Source organism: Nocardia sp. NPDC019323, assembly GCF_044389845.1.
Classification (GTDB): domain Bacteria; phylum Actinomycetota; class Actinomycetes; order Mycobacteriales; family Mycobacteriaceae; genus Nocardia; species Nocardia implantans.
Map to the genome: position 1 here is coordinate 758,745 of NZ_JBIRYN010000003.1, position 18,568 is coordinate 777,312.

At 71.5% G+C, this 18,568-nt stretch carries 15 protein-coding genes; 13 read left to right on the forward strand and 2 right to left on the reverse strand.

What is annotated here, in order from left to right; all coding sequences use genetic code 11:
* Positions 1 to 43: 43 nt before the first annotated feature.
* A complete protein-coding gene (locus tag ACH49X_RS16470) occupies positions 44 to 1,606 on the reverse strand; it encodes an NAD(P)/FAD-dependent oxidoreductase (RefSeq protein ID WP_357209127.1) in 1,563 nt (520 codons plus the stop codon).
* A gap of 7 nt (positions 1,607 to 1,613) precedes the next feature.
* Positions 1,614 to 2,225: an N-acetyltransferase gene (locus tag ACH49X_RS16475; RefSeq protein WP_195077859.1), complete on the reverse strand. Its 612-nt coding sequence runs from the start codon at positions 2,223 to 2,225 to the stop codon at positions 1,614 to 1,616.
* A 168-nt stretch (positions 2,226 to 2,393) separates the two neighbouring features.
* Here ACH49X_RS16475 and ACH49X_RS16480 point away from each other — a divergent pair, with 168 nt between their 5' ends.
* The 13 genes from ACH49X_RS16480 (at position 2,394) to murC (ending at position 18,568) form a co-directional block, all read left to right on the forward strand.
* Complete coding sequence (locus ACH49X_RS16480) at positions 2,394 to 2,834, forward strand: SAV_6107 family HEPN domain-containing protein (RefSeq protein ID WP_067800524.1); 441 nt, start codon at positions 2,394 to 2,396, stop codon at positions 2,832 to 2,834.
* Positions 2,835 to 3,149: 315 nt separating this feature from the next.
* Positions 3,150 to 3,557, forward strand: coding sequence for a DUF3040 domain-containing protein (locus ACH49X_RS16485; protein WP_195077860.1), 408 nt, complete (start codon positions 3,150 to 3,152; stop codon positions 3,555 to 3,557).
* A gap of 403 nt (positions 3,558 to 3,960) precedes the next feature.
* Complete coding sequence (gene mraZ, locus ACH49X_RS16490; protein ID WP_357209125.1) at positions 3,961 to 4,392, forward strand: division/cell wall cluster transcriptional repressor MraZ; 432 nt, start codon at positions 3,961 to 3,963, stop codon at positions 4,390 to 4,392.
* 183 nt (positions 4,393 to 4,575) lie between these two features.
* On the forward strand, positions 4,576 to 5,550 hold the full coding sequence (rsmH, locus tag ACH49X_RS16495; RefSeq protein WP_195077862.1) for a 16S rRNA (cytosine(1402)-N(4))-methyltransferase RsmH: 975 nt from the start codon (positions 4,576 to 4,578) through the stop codon (positions 5,548 to 5,550).
* A 121-nt stretch (positions 5,551 to 5,671) separates the two neighbouring features.
* On the forward strand, positions 5,672 to 6,451 hold the full coding sequence (locus ACH49X_RS16500; RefSeq protein WP_397070105.1) for a hypothetical protein: 780 nt from the start codon (positions 5,672 to 5,674) through the stop codon (positions 6,449 to 6,451).
* Positions 6,448 to 8,343, forward strand: a complete 1,896-nt coding sequence (locus ACH49X_RS16505; RefSeq protein WP_397070107.1) for a peptidoglycan D,D-transpeptidase FtsI family protein — start codon at positions 6,448 to 6,450, stop codon at positions 8,341 to 8,343. The genes ACH49X_RS16500 and ACH49X_RS16505 overlap by 4 nt, the downstream gene beginning before the upstream one ends.
* Positions 8,344 to 8,636: 293 nt before the next feature.
* Positions 8,637 to 10,220 (forward strand): UDP-N-acetylmuramoyl-L-alanyl-D-glutamate--2,6-diaminopimelate ligase, encoded by a 1,584-nt coding sequence (locus tag ACH49X_RS16510; RefSeq protein WP_357209123.1) that lies wholly within the window; start codon positions 8,637 to 8,639, stop codon positions 10,218 to 10,220.
* Positions 10,217 to 11,755 (forward strand): UDP-N-acetylmuramoyl-tripeptide--D-alanyl-D-alanine ligase, encoded by a 1,539-nt coding sequence (murF, locus tag ACH49X_RS16515; protein ID WP_195077865.1) that lies wholly within the window; start codon positions 10,217 to 10,219, stop codon positions 11,753 to 11,755. Before ACH49X_RS16510 ends, murF begins: the two co-directional genes overlap by 4 nt.
* Positions 11,752 to 12,828: a phospho-N-acetylmuramoyl-pentapeptide-transferase gene (mraY, locus tag ACH49X_RS16520; RefSeq protein WP_039797126.1), complete on the forward strand. Its 1,077-nt coding sequence runs from the start codon at positions 11,752 to 11,754 to the stop codon at positions 12,826 to 12,828. The genes murF and mraY overlap by 4 nt, the downstream gene beginning before the upstream one ends.
* A 47-nt stretch (positions 12,829 to 12,875) precedes the next feature.
* Positions 12,876 to 14,333, forward strand: a complete 1,458-nt coding sequence (murD, locus tag ACH49X_RS16525) for a UDP-N-acetylmuramoyl-L-alanine--D-glutamate ligase (RefSeq protein ID WP_195077957.1) — start codon at positions 12,876 to 12,878, stop codon at positions 14,331 to 14,333.
* A 214-nt stretch (positions 14,334 to 14,547) separates the two neighbouring features.
* Positions 14,548 to 15,948, forward strand: coding sequence for a putative lipid II flippase FtsW (ftsW, locus tag ACH49X_RS16530; RefSeq protein WP_195077958.1), 1,401 nt, complete (start codon positions 14,548 to 14,550; stop codon positions 15,946 to 15,948).
* Positions 15,945 to 17,048: an undecaprenyldiphospho-muramoylpentapeptide beta-N-acetylglucosaminyltransferase gene (gene murG / locus ACH49X_RS16535; protein ID WP_357209122.1), complete on the forward strand. Its 1,104-nt coding sequence runs from the start codon at positions 15,945 to 15,947 to the stop codon at positions 17,046 to 17,048. Before ftsW ends, murG begins: the two co-directional genes overlap by 4 nt.
* A complete protein-coding gene (gene murC, locus ACH49X_RS16540) occupies positions 17,045 to 18,568 on the forward strand; it encodes a UDP-N-acetylmuramate--L-alanine ligase (protein WP_195077867.1) in 1,524 nt (507 codons plus the stop codon). Before murG ends, murC begins: the two co-directional genes overlap by 4 nt.

Sequence of the window (18,568 nt, forward strand, 5' to 3'; positions counted from 1 at the left end):
GCGGACCCGGTGGGCGCCACGCGCGGCGAGTAGCCCGAGTCAGTCATCGCCGCAGCCACCGCGGCAACCTCGGCCGGTTCAGGTCGCGCAGCGCGAGGGCGGCGGCCGTGCGCCCGCTGGCGCCGGAGACGCCGCCACCGGGATGGGTCGACGCGCCCGTCAGATACAACCCCGGCGCGCCGGGCACCCGCTGCCCCGCCAGCTCGGGCAGCGGACGCCACAGCATCATCTGGTCCAGCGACATCTCCACGTGCATCACGTTGCCGCCGATGAGCCCGAGTTCGCGCTCCAGGTCCACCGGCGTCTGCACGTGCGTGCGCAGCACGGTCGCCGCGAAGCCGGGCGCGTAGGAGTCGACTTCGGCGATGATCCGGTCGCCTTCCCGCTGCGCGAGGTCGGCCCAGTCCGCGCCGGAGGGCCGGTACGGGTGCCACTGCGCCCACAGCGACAACTGGTGCTCGCCGGGCGGCGCGATCGTCGGGTCGACGGCGCTGAAGCTCATCGCGAGCACGACCGGCCGCGGCGGAAGGTCACCCGCCAGCGCCGCTCCGTGGGCGCGCCGCAACTGCGCACGATCGGACACCAGGAACTGCAGGCCGCGGGAGGAGTGCTCGATCGGGCTGCCGGGGTAGCGGGGCAGCGCCGAGGTCGCGGCCCGCACCACCATCCCGATCCCGGGGCCCACGCGGATGCGCCCGCGCCAGTCGTCGAGCACCGCGCCGTCGAAGCCACCGGCGCGCAGCAGGTCCAGGGTGGTCAGCACGTGGCAACCGGCGATCACGATGCCGGCGCGCAACTCTCGGCCCGACGCGGTGCGCACCAGCCAGCGGTCTCCGTCACGACGCAGGGCGGACACCGCGTCGCCCGCGCTGACCACCCCGCCGTCGGATCGCAGCCGTGCCACCAGCGCGGTGGTCAGCGCTCCGCTGCCGCCGACCGCGCGACCCGGCGGCAGCGTGTGCATGAGCGCGGCGAAGCCGGCCATCGGCGCCGTGCCCGGCTCCGACATCGGCGGCCCGGATTGCGCGCCGAACCAGGCCAGCGCCGCCTTCAGCCGTTCGTCCTCGAAGAACGAGTCCAGCAGGGCGTCGCCGGATTGCAGGAATTCCCGCGACAGCGCGCTGCCGCCGCTGTTCGCGTCCAGTCCCCAGAACGACCGCACCAGCCTGCCCGGCGTCGGCGCGCCGCCGAACGCCCGCATCACCCTGGCGCTGCGCGGACCCCACACCCGGACGAACCGGCGGTAGGCCTCCGCGTCCCGCCTGCCGCAGGCCGCCGCGATGGAGGCGCAGGTGGCATCCAGGTCGCGATGGAAGACGATGGCGGGGCGGCCGGTGTGCGCCGGGGTGAATCCCCATGGGTCGCAGTCGATGTACCGCAGGCCGAAACGGTCGAGTTCCAGGTCGTCGACGATGCCGGTGTGGCGGATCATGATGTGCGCCGACGAGCCGCGATCGACCCGGTGACCGGGGAACCGTTCGACCGTCGAGACCGCTCCGCCGAAGACGTCGTCCCGCTCGAGTACTTCGACCTCGTGCCCGGCGCGGGCGAGGTAGCAGGCGGCCACCAAGGCGTTGTGACCCGAGCCGACGACGACAGCCGTCACGTGATCCTCACAGCGGCAGCCGCCTGCCGAGAATCGCGAACGGCCGGTTGTCGCCCGCGAAGACGAAATTCCGGACCACGTCGGTGAATCCCTGCCTGCGATACAACCGCCAGGCCCGGTTGTCCTCCTCGGCGACCTCCGGCGTCGACAGCAGCACCGCGCGCTCGGTACGGTCGCGCAGCAGCCGTTCCAGCAGCGTGCCGCCGATGCCGCGGCCCTGCGCGGCCGGATGCACGTGCAGCTCGGTGAGCTCGAAGTAGTCCGAGAGCAACTCGCGCGCGGAATGTTCCGGCCAGCCCGAGCGCCGCATGCCGCTGTGCACCTGCTGGTGCCACCACTGGTGCGCGGCGCCGCGATAGCCGTAGGCGATCGCCACGATCGGCGCGCGCCGCAGATCGATCCGGCCGGAGTCGTCGGGCAGCACCGCGGCGACCGCCTGCCAGCCGGGCCGGGTGGTGTGCTCGGTCCACATCGGCGCGCGGTGGTTCTCGGTCCCGCGCGGGTAGTCCATGGCGGCCACGTAGACCGACAGCGCGTCGTGCAGCCGGGAGCGCAGCGCCGCCACCGAGAGATCGACGACGGCGGGTGCGGGAGTGTGATTGGGCTTGACGGCGGTCATGGCTCTCGTCGGTCGCGCGGACGCGGAAGTTTGTCGGTGGGCGTCTCTATATTGAAGCTCAATTCAAACGTTCGAATGCCTGTTCGGTCCGGGCGGTGCTGGAAAGCGGTGGGGCACGCCGCCTCCTGCGCCCTATGGGCCAAGGTACGCGAGGGTGGAGGGACGGCGATGTCTGGTCGAGTGGAACATCCGGGCGGGCCCGGCCGGGCCGGCAAGCTGCTGGAGCGCGCGGACGGGTTGCTCATGCAGGCGGCGGGGGAACGGGATCCGCGGGAGCGGTTCCGCACCGCCTACCTGGCGGCGCTGCGCGGGGCGGGCGCGGTGATCGCGCTCACGGGCGCCGATGCCGCGCCGAGGGCGCGCTCGCGCAACGCGTGGGTGCTGATGCAGCGCGCCGCGCCGGAATTCGTGATGTGGGCCGACTACTTCAGCGCCCGCTCGGAGATCCGCGCGGCGCTGGAGGCGGGGCTGGACCGGAATGTGGACGAACACGAGGCGGACGAGTTCTCTTCCCGGGTGGCGGCATTCCTCCACGACGTGGAAGACCTCCTCGCCACATCGGCCCGGCTGCGCCCGGCCCCTGGAGTCACCGGCGGTATGACGGCCTAGGCGTACCTCCGCCTTCGCTGCGGCCGTGCGCGGGCAAAGGACGGACTGCGTCCGGCGGTGCTTGTTGTGCGTACCTCCGCCTTCGCTGCGGCCGTGCGCGGGTTGGGGACGGACTGCGTCCGGCGGTGCTTGTTGTGCGTACCTCCGCCTTCGCTGCGGCCGTGCGCGGGGAAAGGACGGACTGCGTCCGACTGTGTGCATAAGGTGGTCTGGCCCTGATCGAACTCGTATCATTGGTGACAGATGGCCGCCAAGGTCGGCTATCTGTCGTCTACCCGGAGGCGACAGCCACGTCCTAGTGCCGGGGGAGGTACCGTGCCACTCTCCGAGCACGAGCAGCGCATGCTCGAACAAATCGAGAGCGCTCTCTATGCTGAGGATCCCAAGTTCGCCTCGTCCGTCCGCGGCGGACGGCTACGTTCGACCTCGAGTCGTCGCAGACTCCAGGCCGCGGCGTTGTTCGTCCTCGGCCTCTTCCTCCTCGTCGCGGGCATCGCCGCGCCCGTGAAGCCCGGCGGCTTCCCGATCATCAGCCTGATCGGTTTCATCGTGATGTTCGGCGCGGGCGTGCTCCTGCTGCTCGGCACCTCCAAGAGCATCGCGAAGAACGATCGGCCCGGCGGGCAGGCATCCGCCGGCGGCGGGCGAGGGCGCCAGCGCAAGGCCGGCGGGTTCTCCGAGCGTATGGAGGATCGCTTCCGGCGGCGGTTCGAGCAGGAGTAGCTCGCCCGTAGCCTGACAACTTCAGCACGACCGGCGACGCCGCACCGCGATGGTGCGGCGTCGCCGGTTCGCGTGTGTGGCCGGTCACGTGTCGGATGATCTTCGGAGAGGTCTTCCCCCTTCCTCCACACCTCCCCACGAACTTCCCCCACTTCGCCCCCTCCGGTGCCGCACCAGCACGTTTGCTGGGTGTTTTCGGGCGTTTGTCACCTGGGTCGGCGCGTGTCGGCAGAACTCGCGAAAGTTCTCCACGCCGGTGATAGCTGACATGACCTGCGGAATCGTCTGAGTCGGGAGCCAGATCACCGCCTGTTTCGATTGAAAGTGGGGGAAAGTGGGGTAATGTGGAGCGCGCAGTACCGAAGGGCCGACCATCGAGGTGATCGACTAGGGAGGTATCGGGATGTTTCTCGGTACCTACACACCTCGCTTGGACGACAAGGGGCGACTCACGTTGCCTGCGAAGTTTCGAGACGATCTGGCGGGAGGGTTGATGGTCACGAAGGGGCAGGACCACAGCCTTGCCGTGTACCCGAAAGATGAGTTCACCGCGCTCGCCCGGCGAGCCGCGGCCGCGTCTCGAACCAATCCGCAGGCCCGTGCGTTCGTCCGGGCACTCGCGGCCGGAACGGACGAGCAACGTCCGGACGCGCAGGGCCGGATCGTGTTGTCCGCCGACCATCGTCGCTACGCCAACCTGCAAAAGGATTGCGTGGTGATCGGTTCGGTCGACTTCCTGGAGATATGGGACAAGCAGGCGTGGGAGTCCTACCTCGCCGAGCACGAGGAGGACTTCTCGCAAGCCAGAGACGAGTCGCTGGGCGGAATCTTCTAGCCGCGGGCGCACGAGTGCCACGCGGTCTCTGCCCGGACGCGGACCCTGACGTACTTCCCCGACGCCAGGTGCCGAAGTTCGGTCAGAGACCACGGGGCATTCGTATCCGTATAGAAAGCACTGTGTATCAAGGCGACCCGTGTGCGGTGCGCGACGACGCGAGGCAGACTCCGGGAGGTCTAGGTGAACCGTGAACAGCGCGGTCCCCGCCATGTTCCGGTTCTGCTGGAGCGAGCCGACGCGCTGCTCGGACCGGCCCTTGCCGAGCCGGGCGCGGTCTACGTGGACGCGACACTCGGCCTCGGCGGTCACGCCGAGCACTTCCTGAGCGCCTACCCCGGCGTCCGTCTCGTCGGGCTCGACCGCGACACCACCGCCCTGAAGCTGGCCGGTGAGCGGCTCGCGCCGTTCGCGGATCGAATCACGTTGGTGCACACCCGCTATGACGGCATCGCCGACGCGCTGGCGGAGGCGGGGCTGCCCGCCACCGGTTCGGTGTCGGCGATCCTGATGGACCTGGGCGTCTCCTCCATGCAGTTGGACGAGGCCGACCGCGGCTTCGCCTATTCCGTCGACGCCCCGCTCGACATGCGGATGGACCCCACCACCGGACCCACCGCCGCCGACGTGCTCAACACCTACAGCCACGGCGACCTCACCAGGGTGCTGCGGACCTATGGCGAGGAACGTTTCGCGAGCCGGATCGCCGCCGAGGTGATCCGCCGTCGCCAGAGCAAACCGTTCCGCACCAGCGCCGAGCTGGTGGAGCTGCTGTACGCGACGATTCCCGCGGCCACGCGCCGCACCGGAGGGCACCCGGCCAAGCGCACGTTCCAAGCGCTGCGGGTGGAGGTCAACGGAGAACTCGACTCCCTGCGGGCCGCGCTGCCCGCCGCGCTCGCCGCGCTGCGTGTGGGCGGCCGCATCGTCGTCATGTCCTACCAATCGCTGGAGGACAAGGTGGTCAAGCACGAGCTCACCGCCCACACCGCGTCCAGGACGCCGGTGGACCTGCCGGTCGAGCTCCCCGGTATGGGACCGGAGTTCCGGATGCTGACCCGTGGCGCGGAGAAAGCGACCGAGCAGGAGATCGAAGACAACCCGCGGGCGGCTCCGGTGCGGATGCGCGCCGCCGAGCGGATCCAGGAGGCGCGGTGAGCGAGCAGTGCCCGCGGCGCGCCGACCGGGTGCGGATGTCCCGCAGCGGTGGCGGAGGCCGGATGAGACAGCGCAGCGCTGTGCCCGCCCGGCGTCCCCGGAGGACGGAGGAGGGGAATTCATGAGCGTGCGGACGAGGACCGTCGAAGCGCCGGGCCGGGTCGCCCGGCGGGTCCAGGACGCCGAGCGGGTGAAGTCGGGCGCGGCGCAGCGCGCCTACGCGCGGCGGCGCATGCGCGAAAGCGGTTCGGACAGCGCGATTCTGCCCGCCGTGCGGCGCTCGGCGATGGCGGCGCGCATCCCGTTCGTCACGGCGATCATCGCCCTGCTCGGGTGCGGTCTCGCGCTGACCTTGCTGTTGACCACCAGGGCCGCCGAGGACAGCTATCAGCTCGGCGACGCGCGAGCGACGAACCGGCGGCTGGCCGACGAGCGCGCCGCCCTGCAGCGTGAGGTCGAGGTCGCCGATTCGGCGCCCGAGCTGGCCCTGCGGGCGCGGGAGCTGGGCATGATCCCCGCCAAGGACCCGGCTCGCCTGCTGGTCGGCCCGGACGGCTCGGTCACGGTGATCGGCAAGCCGGTCCCGGCGGAGGGCACCCCGGTGCCGCCGCTGAACGCCTCGCCGTCCGCGCGGTCGCCGCGCGGGGAGCGGGTGGTGCCGGTCACCACCACGCCCGGTGCTCCGGCGCCGGGTCAGCCGAACCAGGCAGCACAGAACAACGCGCAGGTCAACGCGGTACCCACGCCGGCGAGCCCGACCCCGACCCCAGCGATCAATCCGCCGCTGCCAGGACCGTCGGCCGCGCCGCGGGCCGCCGCGCCGCAGCCGCCGGCGGAACCGGCGCCGCAGCAGGAAGCCGCGCAGGCGCCGGAGGCGGCGCCCGACGGAGTGCCGCAGTGACCCATCCCAGGCCCGCGCCGCGTCCGCGGCGCGGGTCGTCGGCGCCCCGCACGGCGGGCGCGCGGGCTCCCCGCTCGGCTGTCCCGGACGGTCCGCTTCGGTTACGCCTCGGCGTCGGACGGGTGGTCATGTTCGTCGCGCTCGCCGTCGTCGCGCTGCAACTGCTGTGGGTGCAGAGCGTCGCGGCGCCGGGACTGTCGGCACAGGCGGCCAGCCAGCGCACCACCCATCAGCCCGATCCGGCCACTCGCGGGCCGATCACCGACCGCTACGGCAAGGCGCTGGCCTTCACCGTGTCGGCGAAGAAACTGCATTTCCGGCCGGTCGCCGTCCGCAAGGAGCTGGCCGACGCCAAGGCCGAGAACGACAAGGCGCCCGATCCGGACCAGCGGCTGCGCGACATCGCGCGCACCATCCACGAGAAGCTCGGCAAGGACGCGCCCGCGGAAGCGGACCTGCTCGCCAAGTTGAACAGTGACGAGCAATTCGTGTTCCTGGCCCAGAATGTGGATCCCCGCGTCGCGGACGAGATCACCGAGAAGTACCCGCAAGTGGGCAGCGATCAGCAGTTCCCCCGGGTGTATCCCGGCGGGTCGCTGGCGGCGAATGTCGTCGGCGCCGTCGGCTGGGACGGCCACGGGCAGATCGGGCTGGAGTCGTCGCTGGACTCGGTGCTGGCCGGTACCGACGGATCGCACACCTACGACCGCGGCTCCGACGGCGCGGTCATCCCCGGCAGCTGGCGTGACGAGCAGCCGGCCGTCAACGGATCGACGGTGGAACTCACCCTGGATTCCGATCTGCAGTACTACGTGCAGCAGCAGGTGCAGCAGGCCAAAGACGTCTCCGGCGCGGGTTCGGCCTCCGCCGTCGTCCTGGACGCCAAGACCGGGCAGGTCCTGGCGATGGCCAACGACAACACCTTCAATCCCGACCTGGGACCGCAGAAATGGGCCAATGCCCAGCTGAGCAATCCTTCGGTCACGGACGTGTTCGAGCCCGGCTCGGTGAACAAGATCGTCACGGCGGCCGCGGCCATCGAGTACGGCCTGACCGATCCGGACGAGGTGCACCAGGTGCCCGGCGCCATCCAGATGGCGGGTGTCACGGTGCACGACGCGTGGTCGCACGGCGTCGAGCCCTACACGACCACCGGGATTTTCGGCAGGTCATCCAATGTGGGCACGCTGATGCTCGCGCAGCGCGTGGGCGAGGACCGCTTCGCCGACATGGCCCACCGGTTCGGGCTCGGGCAGCGCACGGGCATCGGCCTGCCGGGCGAGAGCGCGGGCCTGATGCCGGACCGCGATCAGTGGTCCGGCGGCACTTTCGCCAATCTCCCCATCGGTCAGGGGCTTTCGATGACGACGCTGCAGATGGCCGGGATGTACCAGGCCATCGCGAACGACGGCGTCCGCATCCCACCACGGATCGTCCGGGCGAAGATCGCGCCGGACGGCACCCGCACCGAGGAGACCCAGCCCGACGGCGTGCGGGTGGTGAGCAAGCAGACCGCCGCCACCTTGCGGACGATGTTCCAAGCGGTCGTGCAGCGTGACCCGATGAACGCCAATCAGAACGGCACCGGGTGGCCGGCGGCCATCACGGGTTACCAGGTGGCGGGCAAGACCGGCACCGCGCAGAAGGTCGATCGCAATTGCCGGTGCTATTCCACGTCGTCGTTCTGGATCACGTTCGCGGGCATGGTGCCCGCGGAGAACCCGCGGTACGTGATCGGGCTCATGCTCGACGCGCCCGTCCGCAGTTCGGATGGCTCCGGTGGCGGTTCGGTCGCTCCGCTGTTCCACAACATCGCGTCCTGGGCGCTGCAGCGCGACCGCATCCCGCCCTCCGCGCAGCCGTCCCGGCAATTCGTCTTGCAGGCAGGGTGATCGGACCGCTGCGCGGGCGTGCGAGCGGTAGCGGCGAGAACGGATGTATGCGGAGGAAACAGCAGGTGAGTGCGGTGTTCGAGGGCCGGAGGCGCGGGGCGGCCCTCGGTACGCGCCGCGTCGGGGGCCGATGGCGTCCGTGTGCCGCGTGGCGCGGTCCGGGCCGGGCGAGCGAACCCGTAGGGTGCGGTGGGCGACTTCCCCGGCTTTGCGACGGGGCGCATGGTCCCGCCGTGACCGGTCGCCGGTAACCTGACACGTCGATCGCCGCCCCCGAAAGGAGCCTGGTTTCTGTGCAGTCCGGTCAACCACGCGCATTGCGGCCAGAGCATTCGCCGTCGACGCCGCTGGCGTCGCTGGCCGCCGCCATCGGGGCCGTGACGAGCCCCGAATCGGCTGTGCGTGACGTGTCGGTCACCGGCATCGAGCAGCGCTCGGACGCCGTGCTGCCCGGTGACCTGTTCGCCGCGCTGCCCGGCGCCCGCGCGCACGGAGCGCGTTTCGCGCGCGACGCCGTAGCCCGCGGCGCGGTGGCGGTGCTGACCGACGCGGCGGGCGCGGAGCTGGCCGGTCCGCTCGAGGTGCCCGTGCTGGTGCGCCAGAACCCCAGAGCGGTGCTCGGCGAGCTGTCGGCCACGATCTACGGCAATCCCTCCGAGCGGCTGCGCATCGTCGGGATCACCGGCACCTCGGGCAAGACCACGACCTCCTACCTGGTCGAGGCGGGACTGGCCGCCGCGGGGCTGTCCACCGCCCTGATCGGCACCATCGAGACCAGGATCGGCGGCAGGCGGGTGCCGAGCGCGCTGACCACGCCGGAGGCGCCGCAGTTGCACGCGATGTTCGCGCTGATGGTCGAGCAGGGCGTGGACGCGGTGGTGATGGAGGTGTCCAGCCACGCGCTGACGCTGGGCCGGGTGGACGGCGTGCGGTTCGCGGTGGGCGCGTTCACCAACCTGTCCCAGGACCACCTGGACTTCCACGCCGACTTCGACGACTACTTCGCCGCCAAACGCAAACTGTTCGAACCCGATTCGCCGGTCGCGGCGCGCACCAGCGTGGTCTGCGTCGACGACGAGTGGGGGCGGCGGCTGGCCGCGGGCCTGCCGGACCCGGTCACCGTGTCGACCACCCGGACCGCCGCCTGGAGCGTCGCGGGCGCGGTGTCGGCGCACGGCGGCGAACAAGACTTCACCGCGGCGGGTCCGCGGGGCGAGATCCCCGTGCGCCTGCGGCTTCCCGGCCACTACAACGTCGCCAACGGCCTGCTCGCGGTGGCGGTGTGCGCCGCGGCGGGCGTCGAGCCTTCGGTGGCGGCCCCGGCGCTGGCGACCGTGGACGTGCCCGGCCGCATGCAGCGGGTGGAGCGCGGACAGGACTTCCTGGCGATCGTCGACTACGCGCACAAGCCCGCTGCGCTGGAGTCCGTGATCGCCACGCTGCGAGGACATCTCGCGGCGGACACCGCGGGACGGCTCGCGGTGGTGGTCGGCGCCGGTGGCGACCGGGACGCGGCGAAGCGGCCGCTGATGGGCGCGGTGGGCGCACGAGGCGCCGACCTGCTGATCATCACCGACGACAACCCGCGCACCGAAGATCCGGCGGCCATCCGCGCCGCCGTACGCTCCGGTGCGCTCCAGGTCGCGGAGGCCGAACGCGGTGAGGTGCGGGAGATCGGCGACCGCGCCGAAGCCATCGCCGCCGCGGTGGCCTGGGCGCGCCCCGGCGACGTGGTGCTGATCGCGGGCAAGGGACATGAGGCAGGGCAGGAGATCCAGGGCGTGAAGCACCCCTTCGACGACCGCGACGTACTCGCGGCCGCATTGGAAAGACGCAGTCCGCAAGGTAACCACGCGGAGGACTTGACGGTTTCATGATCGAGATGACACTGCGGGAGATCGCGGACGTCGTCGGCGGCACGCTGCACGACGTCGCAGACCCGGAGGTGCGAGTGACCGGCGCGGTGGAATTCGATTCGCGCCGAATCGGTTCCGGCGATCTGTTCCTGGCGCTGCCGGGCGAGCGCTCCGACGGCCACGACTACGCCGGCGCGGCGATCGCGGCCGGCGCGGTGGCGGTGCTGGCCGCGCGGCCGGTCGGCGTACCTGCCATCGTGGTCACGCCAGGCCGCGGCGCCGTGCCGTCGACTTCGGTCGCGCTCAGCCATGACGCGGACGGTTCCGGCGCCGCCGTGCTGGCCGCGCTCGCCGCGCTCGCCCGCGCCAGCGTGTCGCGTCTCGTCGCCGCGGGCGGGCTCACCGTCGTCGGCGTCACCGGCTCGTCCGGCAAGACCTCCACCAAGGACCTGCTGGCGGCCGTCCTCGCGCCGCTGGGCACCGTGGTGGCGCCGCCGGGGTCGTTCAACAACGAACTCGGCCACCCGTGGACGGCGTTGCGCGCCGACGCGAGCACCCGTTTCCTGGTGCTGGAGATGTCCGCGCGCGGGCCGGGCCACATCGCGGCGCTGGCCGAGGTGGCGCCGCCTGGCATCGGCGTCGTGCTCAACGTCGGCACCGCGCATCTCGGCGAGTTCGGCAGCCGCGAGGCCATCGCCAAGACCAAGGGCGAGCTGGTGGAGGCGCTGCCTTCCACCGGACTGGCCGTGCTCAACGCCGACGATCCCCAGGTCGCCGCCATGGCCGCGCGCACGGCGGCGCGGGTGGTGACGGTCGGGCAGGCCGCGACCGCGGACGTGCGTGCCACCGACATCAGGCTCGACGACCAGGCCAGGGCCGAGTTCACCGTGCACACCCCCGCGGGCAGCGCCCAGGTGCGTCTGGCCGTGCACGGCGAGCACCACGTGGGCAACGCGCTGTCGGCGATCGCGGTCGCGCTGGAATGCGGCGCCGACCTCGACACCGTCGTGGTCGCGCTGTCCGGCGCGCGCGCCGCCTCCGCCCGCCGGATGGACGTGCGCACCACCGCGGACGGGATCACCGTCGTCAACGACTCCTACAACGCCAATCCGGACTCGGTCCGCGCCGCGCTCAAAGCGCTGGTGAGCATGGCGCGCGCGGCCGAGACGCCGCGACGCAGCTGGGCGGTGCTCGGCGAGATGGGCGAGCTCGGCGAGGAATCCGTCATCGAGCACGACGCCATCGGCCGGCTCGCGGTGCGGCTGGACGTCAGCCGGGTGGTCGTGGTCGGCACGGGCCGACCCGCCCGCGCGCTGCACCAGGGCGCGGTGATGGAGGGGTCGTGGGGCGAGGAATCGGTGATCGTGCCGGACATCGCGTCGGCGATCGCGCTGCTGGAGCAGGAAGTGGCCCCCGGTGACGTGGTGCTGGTCAAGGCATCGAAGTCGGTCGGGCTGTGGGAGGTCGCCGAGCATCTGACCGACCCGAGCGCCGTGGCCGCACGCGGCGGCGCGGTGAGCAACGGGGTGGGACAGGACACGGAGGCAGCAGGATGAGACAGATTCTCTTCGCCGCGGCGATCGCGCTGACGGTCTCGATCCTGCTCACCCCGCTGCTGATCCGGTTGTTCGCCAAGCAGGGCTTCGGGCAGGAGATCCGGGTCGACGGTCCCGCCAGCCACCAGGCCAAGCGCGGCACCCCGACGATGGGCGGCGTCGCCATCCTGGTCGGCATGTGGGCCGGATACCTGGGCTCGCACCTGATCGGCATCGGGTACGACGCCGACGGGCCGTCGGCATCGGCGTTGCTCGTGCTCGGCCTGGCCACGGCGCTGGGCGCGGTGGGTTTCGTCGACGACTTCATCAAGATCCGCAAGCAGCGCAACCTCGGCCTGACCGCCGCGGGCAAGTATCTCGGCCAGCTGTCGTCGGCCGTGATCTTCGGCATCCTCGCCTTGCAGTTCCGCGGCGGCAGCGGGCTGACGCCCGCCAGCAGGCACCTGTCCTACGTGCGCGACATCAGCACCGTGACCATGGGCGTGGTCGTGTTCCTGGTGTTCGTCTGCTTCGTTGTCGTCGCCTGGTCCAACGCGGTGAACCTCACCGACGGACTCGACGGGCTGGCCGCCGGATCGATGAGCCTGGTGCTCGGCGGCTACGTGATCATCACGTTCTGGCAGTACTACCACGCCTGCGAGACCAAGCCGGAGACCGGTTGCTACAACGTGCGCGACCCGCTGGATCTCGCGCTGGTCTGCGCGGCGGGCGCGGCGGCCTGCGTCGGGTTCCTCTGGTGGAACGCCGCACCGGCCAAGATCTTCATGGGCGACACCGGCTCGCTCGCGCTGGGCGGCCTGCTGGCGGGCCTGTCCATCACCACCCGCACCGAACTGCTCATGATCGTCATCGGCGCGCTGTTCGTCGCCGAGACGGCCTCGGTGGTGCTGCAGGTCGCGGTCTTCCGCACCACGCGCAACCGGTTGTTCAAGATGGCGCCGTTCCACCATCACTTCGAGCTCAGCAAATGGGCCGAGACCACGGTGATCATCAGATTCTGGCTGCTGGCCGCGATGGCCTCCGCCGTCGGGCTCGGGCTGTTCTACAGCGAATACCTCTCCGCGGTCGGGTGAGCGAGATGGTCGAACATTCTCCGCGCGCTCTGCGCACACCGGGGCCCATGCTGGAATTCCTGCGCGGGCGCGACGTCCTGGTCGCGGGCTGGGGCGTGTCGGGACGCTCGCTGGTGGAACCGCTGCGCGACATCGGCGCGCGTCCGGTGGTGACCGACGGCGGCGCAGCGGCCCTGGCCGAAGCGGCCGGGCTCGGGCTGGACGTGGCCACCACCGCGGAGCTGGAGAGCGCGGACTGGAGCCGCTTCGCGCTGGTGATCACCAGCCCGGGGTGGCGGCCGGACTCGCCGGTGCTGGCGTCCGCGGTCGCGGAGGGCACGCCGGTGTGGGGCGACGTGGAGTTCGCCTGGTGGGTCGATCAGGCCAGAATCTACGGCCCGGTCCGCAAATGGCTGGTCGTCACCGGTACCAACGGCAAGACCACCACCACCCAGATGACGCACTCGATCCTGCGCGCGGCCGGCATCGCCAGCGTCGCGTGCGGCAACATCGGCCTGCCCATCCTGGACGCGCTGCGGCGCAATCCGGGTCCGCAGGTGCTCGCGGTGGAGCTGTCGTCGTTCCAGCTGCATTGGGCGCCGTCGGTGCGCCCGGAGGCGGGCGTCGTCCTGAACGTGGCCGAGGATCACCTGGATTGGCACGGCGGCCTCGACGCCTACGCCGCGGCCAAGGCCAGGGCGCTGGTCGGCCGGGTCGGCGTGGTCGGCCTGGACGATCCGGTCGCGGCCTCGCTGGCCCGCAAGTCCAAGGCGCGCCGGACCGTCGGTTTCCGGGTGGGCGTGCCCGCCGACGGTGAACTCGGCGTGGTGGACGGCAAGTTGCTCGACCGCGCGTTCACCAAGGCCGCGATCCTGGCAGAGGTGGGCGATATCAGCCCGCCCGGCCCGGCGGGCGTCGCCGACGCGCTCGCCGCCTCCGCGCTGACCAGGGCGATCGACGTCGCGCCGCAGTTCGTCCGGGAAGGCTTGATCGAGCACAAGGTCGGGCCGCACCGCGCCGCGTTCGTGCGCGAGCTGGCCGGCGTCGAGTTCGTCGACGATTCCAAGGCCACCAATCCGCACGCCGCGCGTTCGTCGATCCTGGCGCATCCGCAGGTGGTGTGGGTGGCGGGTGGTCAGCTCAAGGGCGCGCACGTCGACGACCTCGTGGAGGAGGTCGCCGACCGGCTGGTCGCGGCGGTGCTGATCGGCGTCGACGCGCCGGTGCTCGCGGCCGCGTTGGCGCGACACGCGCCCGAGGTCCCCGTCGTCGAGCTGGTCGCGGGAGACGATGCAGGGATGGGTGACGAAGCGTCGAGGACCGCCGCGGCCGACGCCGTCATGGCGCGGGCGGTGCGCGCGGCCGCCGGTTTCGCCCGCCGCGGCGACACCGTGCTGCTGGCGCCGGCCGCCGCGTCGCTGGACATGTTCGCCGATTACACCCACCGTGGCCGCAGTTTCGCCGCGGCGGTGCACGCCCTGGAAGACCGTGATCTAGGCACCACCGATATCGGGGGTTTGCGATGACCGCCGGCCGGGGCGGGCGGGGTACGGACACCCGCTCCGGTCGGTCGAGTCGCTTTCACGCGCGAGCGGTCAGCTCGTCCGCCGCCACGGTGGTCGCACCGGCGTCGAGCTCGAGTGTCTCGTGACTTCGGGCACCGGCAGGCGTTGGACCGGCAGGGCGGCCCGGACCGCGGGCGCGCGAGAAGCCGCGGCGGCCCCGCGGCGTGGCCGCGGGATGGCGACCGGCCCCGGTTCGTGGCTGGCACGGCCGCTGGCGTCCTTCCATCTCGTCGTCACCATCGCCACGCTGCTGACCGCACTCGGACTCGTCATGGTCCTGTCCGCGTCCGGAGTCGTGGAGTACGCCGAGGGCGGGTCGGCGTACTCCTTGTTCATCCAGCAGACGTTGTTCGCCGGCATCGGCGCGGTGCTGTTCTATCTGGCTCTGCGCGTTCCGCTGCGGCTGCTGCGCCAGGCGTCGTTCCCGCTGTTCGCGCTCTCGGTGCTGGCGCTGGCGCTCGTGCTCATCCCTGGTATCGGCACCAGTGTGCAGGGCGCGCGGCGCTGGCTGGTCTTCGGCCCGGTGTCGGTGCAGCCGTCCGAGGTCGTGAAGGTCACGCTGATCGTCTGGGGTGCGCACCTGCTGGTTTCCCGGCGCGCGATGGGTTCGAGTCTGCGCGACATCCTGGTGCCGCTGGTCCCGGCGGGTGTGCTGGTGTGTCTTTTGATCGTGGTCCAGCCGAACCTCAGCACCACGGTGGCGGTGGGCATCATCCTCGGCGCTCTGCTGTGGTTCGGCGGCCTTCCGGTCCGGTTGTTCGTGACGATCGCGGTGTCCGGCGTGGTCGCCGCTGGCGTGCTCGCCATGTCCGCGGGTTACCGGTCGAATCGGGTGCGGTCCTTCTTCAACCCGGGTTCGGACCCGCAGGGCGACAACTATCAGGCTCGGCAGGCGCTGTACTCCCTTGCCGACGGCGGGATCTGGGGCAGAGGCCTGGGACAGAGCCGGGCCAAGTGGAGTTACCTGCCGAACGCGCACAACGACTTCATCTTCGCGATCATCGGAGAGGAGCTGGGCTTCCTGGGCTGCGCGCTGGTGCTCGGGCTTTTCGCGTTGTTCGTCTACACGGGCCTGCGCATCGCCAGCCGGTCGGCTGATCCGTTCCTGCAATTGCTCACCGCGTCGGCGACCACATGGATCGCCGGGCAGGCCATGATCAACATCGGGTATGTCGTCGGTCTGCTGCCGGTCACCGGGTTGCAGCTGCCGCTGGTCTCCGCCGGTGGCTCGTCGCTGGCGATCACCCTGCTGATGTTCGGCCTGATCGCCAACGCGGCCAGACACGAGCCGGAGGCCGTCGCGGCGCTGCACGCCGGACAGGACGGGCGTTTCAGTAGGCTGTTGCGGTTGCCCAAACCCGAGGTGTACGCACCGGCTCGGGCCAGTGCCCGCCGTGGCCGGGCGCCGCGGCCTTCGGATCGAGGACCGTCGGCGCAGCCGCAGGGCAGGCGGGGGCGTGCGGAACCGCGCCGCCGCTCGCCGGAGAGCCGCGGCACCAGCTCGGCGCGTGCCACCAGGGCTTGGGAACCCAGCTATCCGGTCAATCACGCAAGAGAACGGGGAAGATCCAGGTGATCTCGGTAATCGTCGCGGGCGGCGGCACGGCGGGCCACATCGAACCGGCACTGGCGGTGGCCGACGCGTTGCGGCGGCTCGACGATTCGATCCGGGTGACGGCGCTGGGCACCGAACGCGGCTTGGAGACCCGCCTGGTTCCCGAGCGCGGCTATCCGCTCGAGCTCATCCCTCCCGTCCCCTTGCCGCGCAAGCCCACCGCCGACCTGCTGCGGTTGCCCGGCCGGGTGCGCGCCTCGGTGGCGGCCACCCGCGCGGTCATCGATGCGGTCGAGGCCGATGTGATCGTCGGATTCGGCGGCTACGTGGCGCTTCCGGCGTATCTCGCCGCGGGCGCGGGCGTACTGCGCCGCAGGCGCCCGGTGCCGGTGGTGGTGCACGAGGCGAACGCCAAGGCCGGCATCGCGAACAAGGTCGGCGCCCGCCGCGCCGCACGGGTGCTCGCCGCGGTCCCGGACTCGGGTTTGGCGAACGCGCGGGTGGTCGGCATTCCCGTGCGCGAATCGATCACGGGGCTCGACCGGGCCGCGCTGCGGGCCGAGGCGCGGGCGCACTTCGGTCTTCCGGCCGAAGGGCCGGTGCTGCTGGTTTTCGGCGGTTCGCAAGGCGCGCGGACGCTGAACGAGGCGGTGTCGGGCGCCGCTCCGCAACTGGGTGCCGCGGGCATCTCGGTGCTGCACGCGCACGGACCCAAGAACACCATCGAGGTGGACGACTCCGCCGCGGACGGCGCTCGCTACGTCGCGGTGCCGTATCTGTCCAGGATGGACCTCGCCTACGCCGCCGCCGACGCGGTGGTCTGCCGGTCGGGCGCGATGACCGTGGCGGAGGTCTCCGCGGTCGGACTGCCCGCGTTCTACGTGCCGCTGCCGCACGGTAACGGGGAACAGGAACTCAACGCCCGGCCCGTGGTGGGCAAGGGCGGTGGCAGAATTGTCCCCGATTCCGAGTTGACGCCGAAGTACGTGATCGATGAGGTGATTCCGCTGCTCATGGACTCCGCACGGCTGACAGAGATGGGCCGGGCCGCCGCAGGCGCGGGGCACCGCGACGCCGCCGACGAGGTGGCGCGGATCGCGCTGGAGGTGGCGCGCCGATGAGCGACACCACCGCGGACCGGGTGGCCTCGGACAACGGCGCCGAGCGGACCGCGCTGCCCCCGGAGCTGGAGCGCGTGCACATGGTCGGCATCGGCGGGGCCGGGATGTCGGGCATCGCGCGGATCCTGCTCGCCCGCGGCGGTGCGGTGTCGGGATCGGACGCCAAGGAGAGCCGAGGTGTGCTGGCGCTGCGCGCTCGCGGCGCGCAGGTGCGGATCGGGCACGACGCCACCGCGCTCGACCTGCTACCCGGCGGCCCCACGGCCGTGGTGACCACCTATGCCGCCATTCCGAAGACCAACCCGGAACTGGTCGAGGCCAACCGGCGCGACATCCCGGTGCTGCTGCGCCCCACGGTGCTGGCCTCGCTCATGCAGGGCCATCGCACGCTGCTCGTGTCCGGGACGCACGGCAAGACATCCACCACCTCGATGCTGATCGTGTCGTTGCAGCACTGCGGGTTCGATCCGTCGTTCGCGGTGGGCGGCGAGCTGAACGAGGCGGGCACCAACGCCCACCACGGCACCGGCGACATCTTCGTGGCGGAGGCCGACGAGAGCGACGGCTCGCTGCTGCAATACGAGCCGGATGTGGCCGTCGTCACCAACATCGAGTCCGATCACCTGGACTTCTTCGGTTCCGACGAGGCCTACGTGCAGGTCTTCGACGACTTCGCCGACCGGCTCGCCGCGGGCGGCCTGCTGGTGGTGTGCCTGGACGATCCCGGCTCGCTGGCGCTGGCCGAGCGGGTCGGTGCGCGGTTGGCCGAGCGGAACGTCCAGGTCCTCGGCTACGGCTCGGGCGACCTCGCGGACGCGCCGGTGCCGGTGGGCGCCCGGCTGCACAGCTGGGAGCCGCGGGATGTCGGCGGCATCGCGCAATTCCAGCTCGCCGACGAGGCCGCGCCGCGCACGCTGCGCTTGGCGGTGCCGGGCAGGCACATGGCGCTCAACGCGCTGGGCGCGCTGCTCGCCGCCAGGGCCACCGGCGCCGAGGTCGGCGAGGTCATCCAGGGCCTGGAGGGGTTCGGCGGGGTGCACCGCCGGTTCCAGTTCGCCGGGCGGGAGAACGGCGTGCGGGTGTTCGACGACTACGCCCACCACCCCACCGAGGTGCGCGCCGTGCTCGGCGCCGCCGCCGAACTGGTCCAGCAGGAGGCCCGCGACGGCGCCAGGTCCAGGCAGGGCCGGGTCATCGTGGTCTTCCAGCCGCACCTCTACAGCCGCACCGCGACCTTCGCACAGGACTTCGGCGCCGCGCTGAGCCTGGCCGACGAGGTCGTCGTGCTCGATGTCTACGGCGCGCGGGAGAAACCGCTGCCGGGCGTGAACGGCGCGCTGGTCGCGCAGTCGGTGACGAAGCCGGTGCACTACCAGCCGGACATGTCCCGGGTCGGGCGCCAGGTCGCCGGGCTGGCGCTGCCGGGTGACGTGGTGATCACCATGGGCGCGGGCGACGTGACGATGCTGGGCGGTCAGATTCTCGACGGATTACGTGCGCGTCCCCAGCACGGACGGTGA

Bases quoted from the DNA above. Each gene is read 5' to 3' on its own strand.
- ACH49X_RS16475 (WP_195077859.1), bottom strand. From the start codon at position 2,225: ATGACCGCCGTCAAGCCCAATCACACTCCCGCACCCGCCGTCGTCGAT.
- ACH49X_RS16480 (WP_067800524.1), top strand. From the start codon at position 2,394: ATGTCTGGTCGAGTGGAACATCCGGGCGGGCCCGGCCGGGCCGGCAAG.
- mraZ (WP_357209125.1), top strand. From the start codon at position 3,961: ATGTTTCTCGGTACCTACACACCTCGCTTGGACGACAAGGGGCGACTC.
- ACH49X_RS16500 (WP_397070105.1), top strand. From the start codon at position 5,672: ATGAGCGTGCGGACGAGGACCGTCGAAGCGCCGGGCCGGGTCGCCCGG.
- murF (WP_195077865.1), top strand. From the start codon at position 10,217: ATGATCGAGATGACACTGCGGGAGATCGCGGACGTCGTCGGCGGCACG.
- mraY (WP_039797126.1), top strand. From the start codon at position 11,752: ATGAGACAGATTCTCTTCGCCGCGGCGATCGCGCTGACGGTCTCGATC.
- murD (WP_195077957.1), top strand. From the start codon at position 12,876: ATGCTGGAATTCCTGCGCGGGCGCGACGTCCTGGTCGCGGGCTGGGGC.
- ftsW (WP_195077958.1), top strand. From the start codon at position 14,548: ATGGCGACCGGCCCCGGTTCGTGGCTGGCACGGCCGCTGGCGTCCTTC.
- murC (WP_195077867.1), top strand. From the start codon at position 17,045: ATGAGCGACACCACCGCGGACCGGGTGGCCTCGGACAACGGCGCCGAG.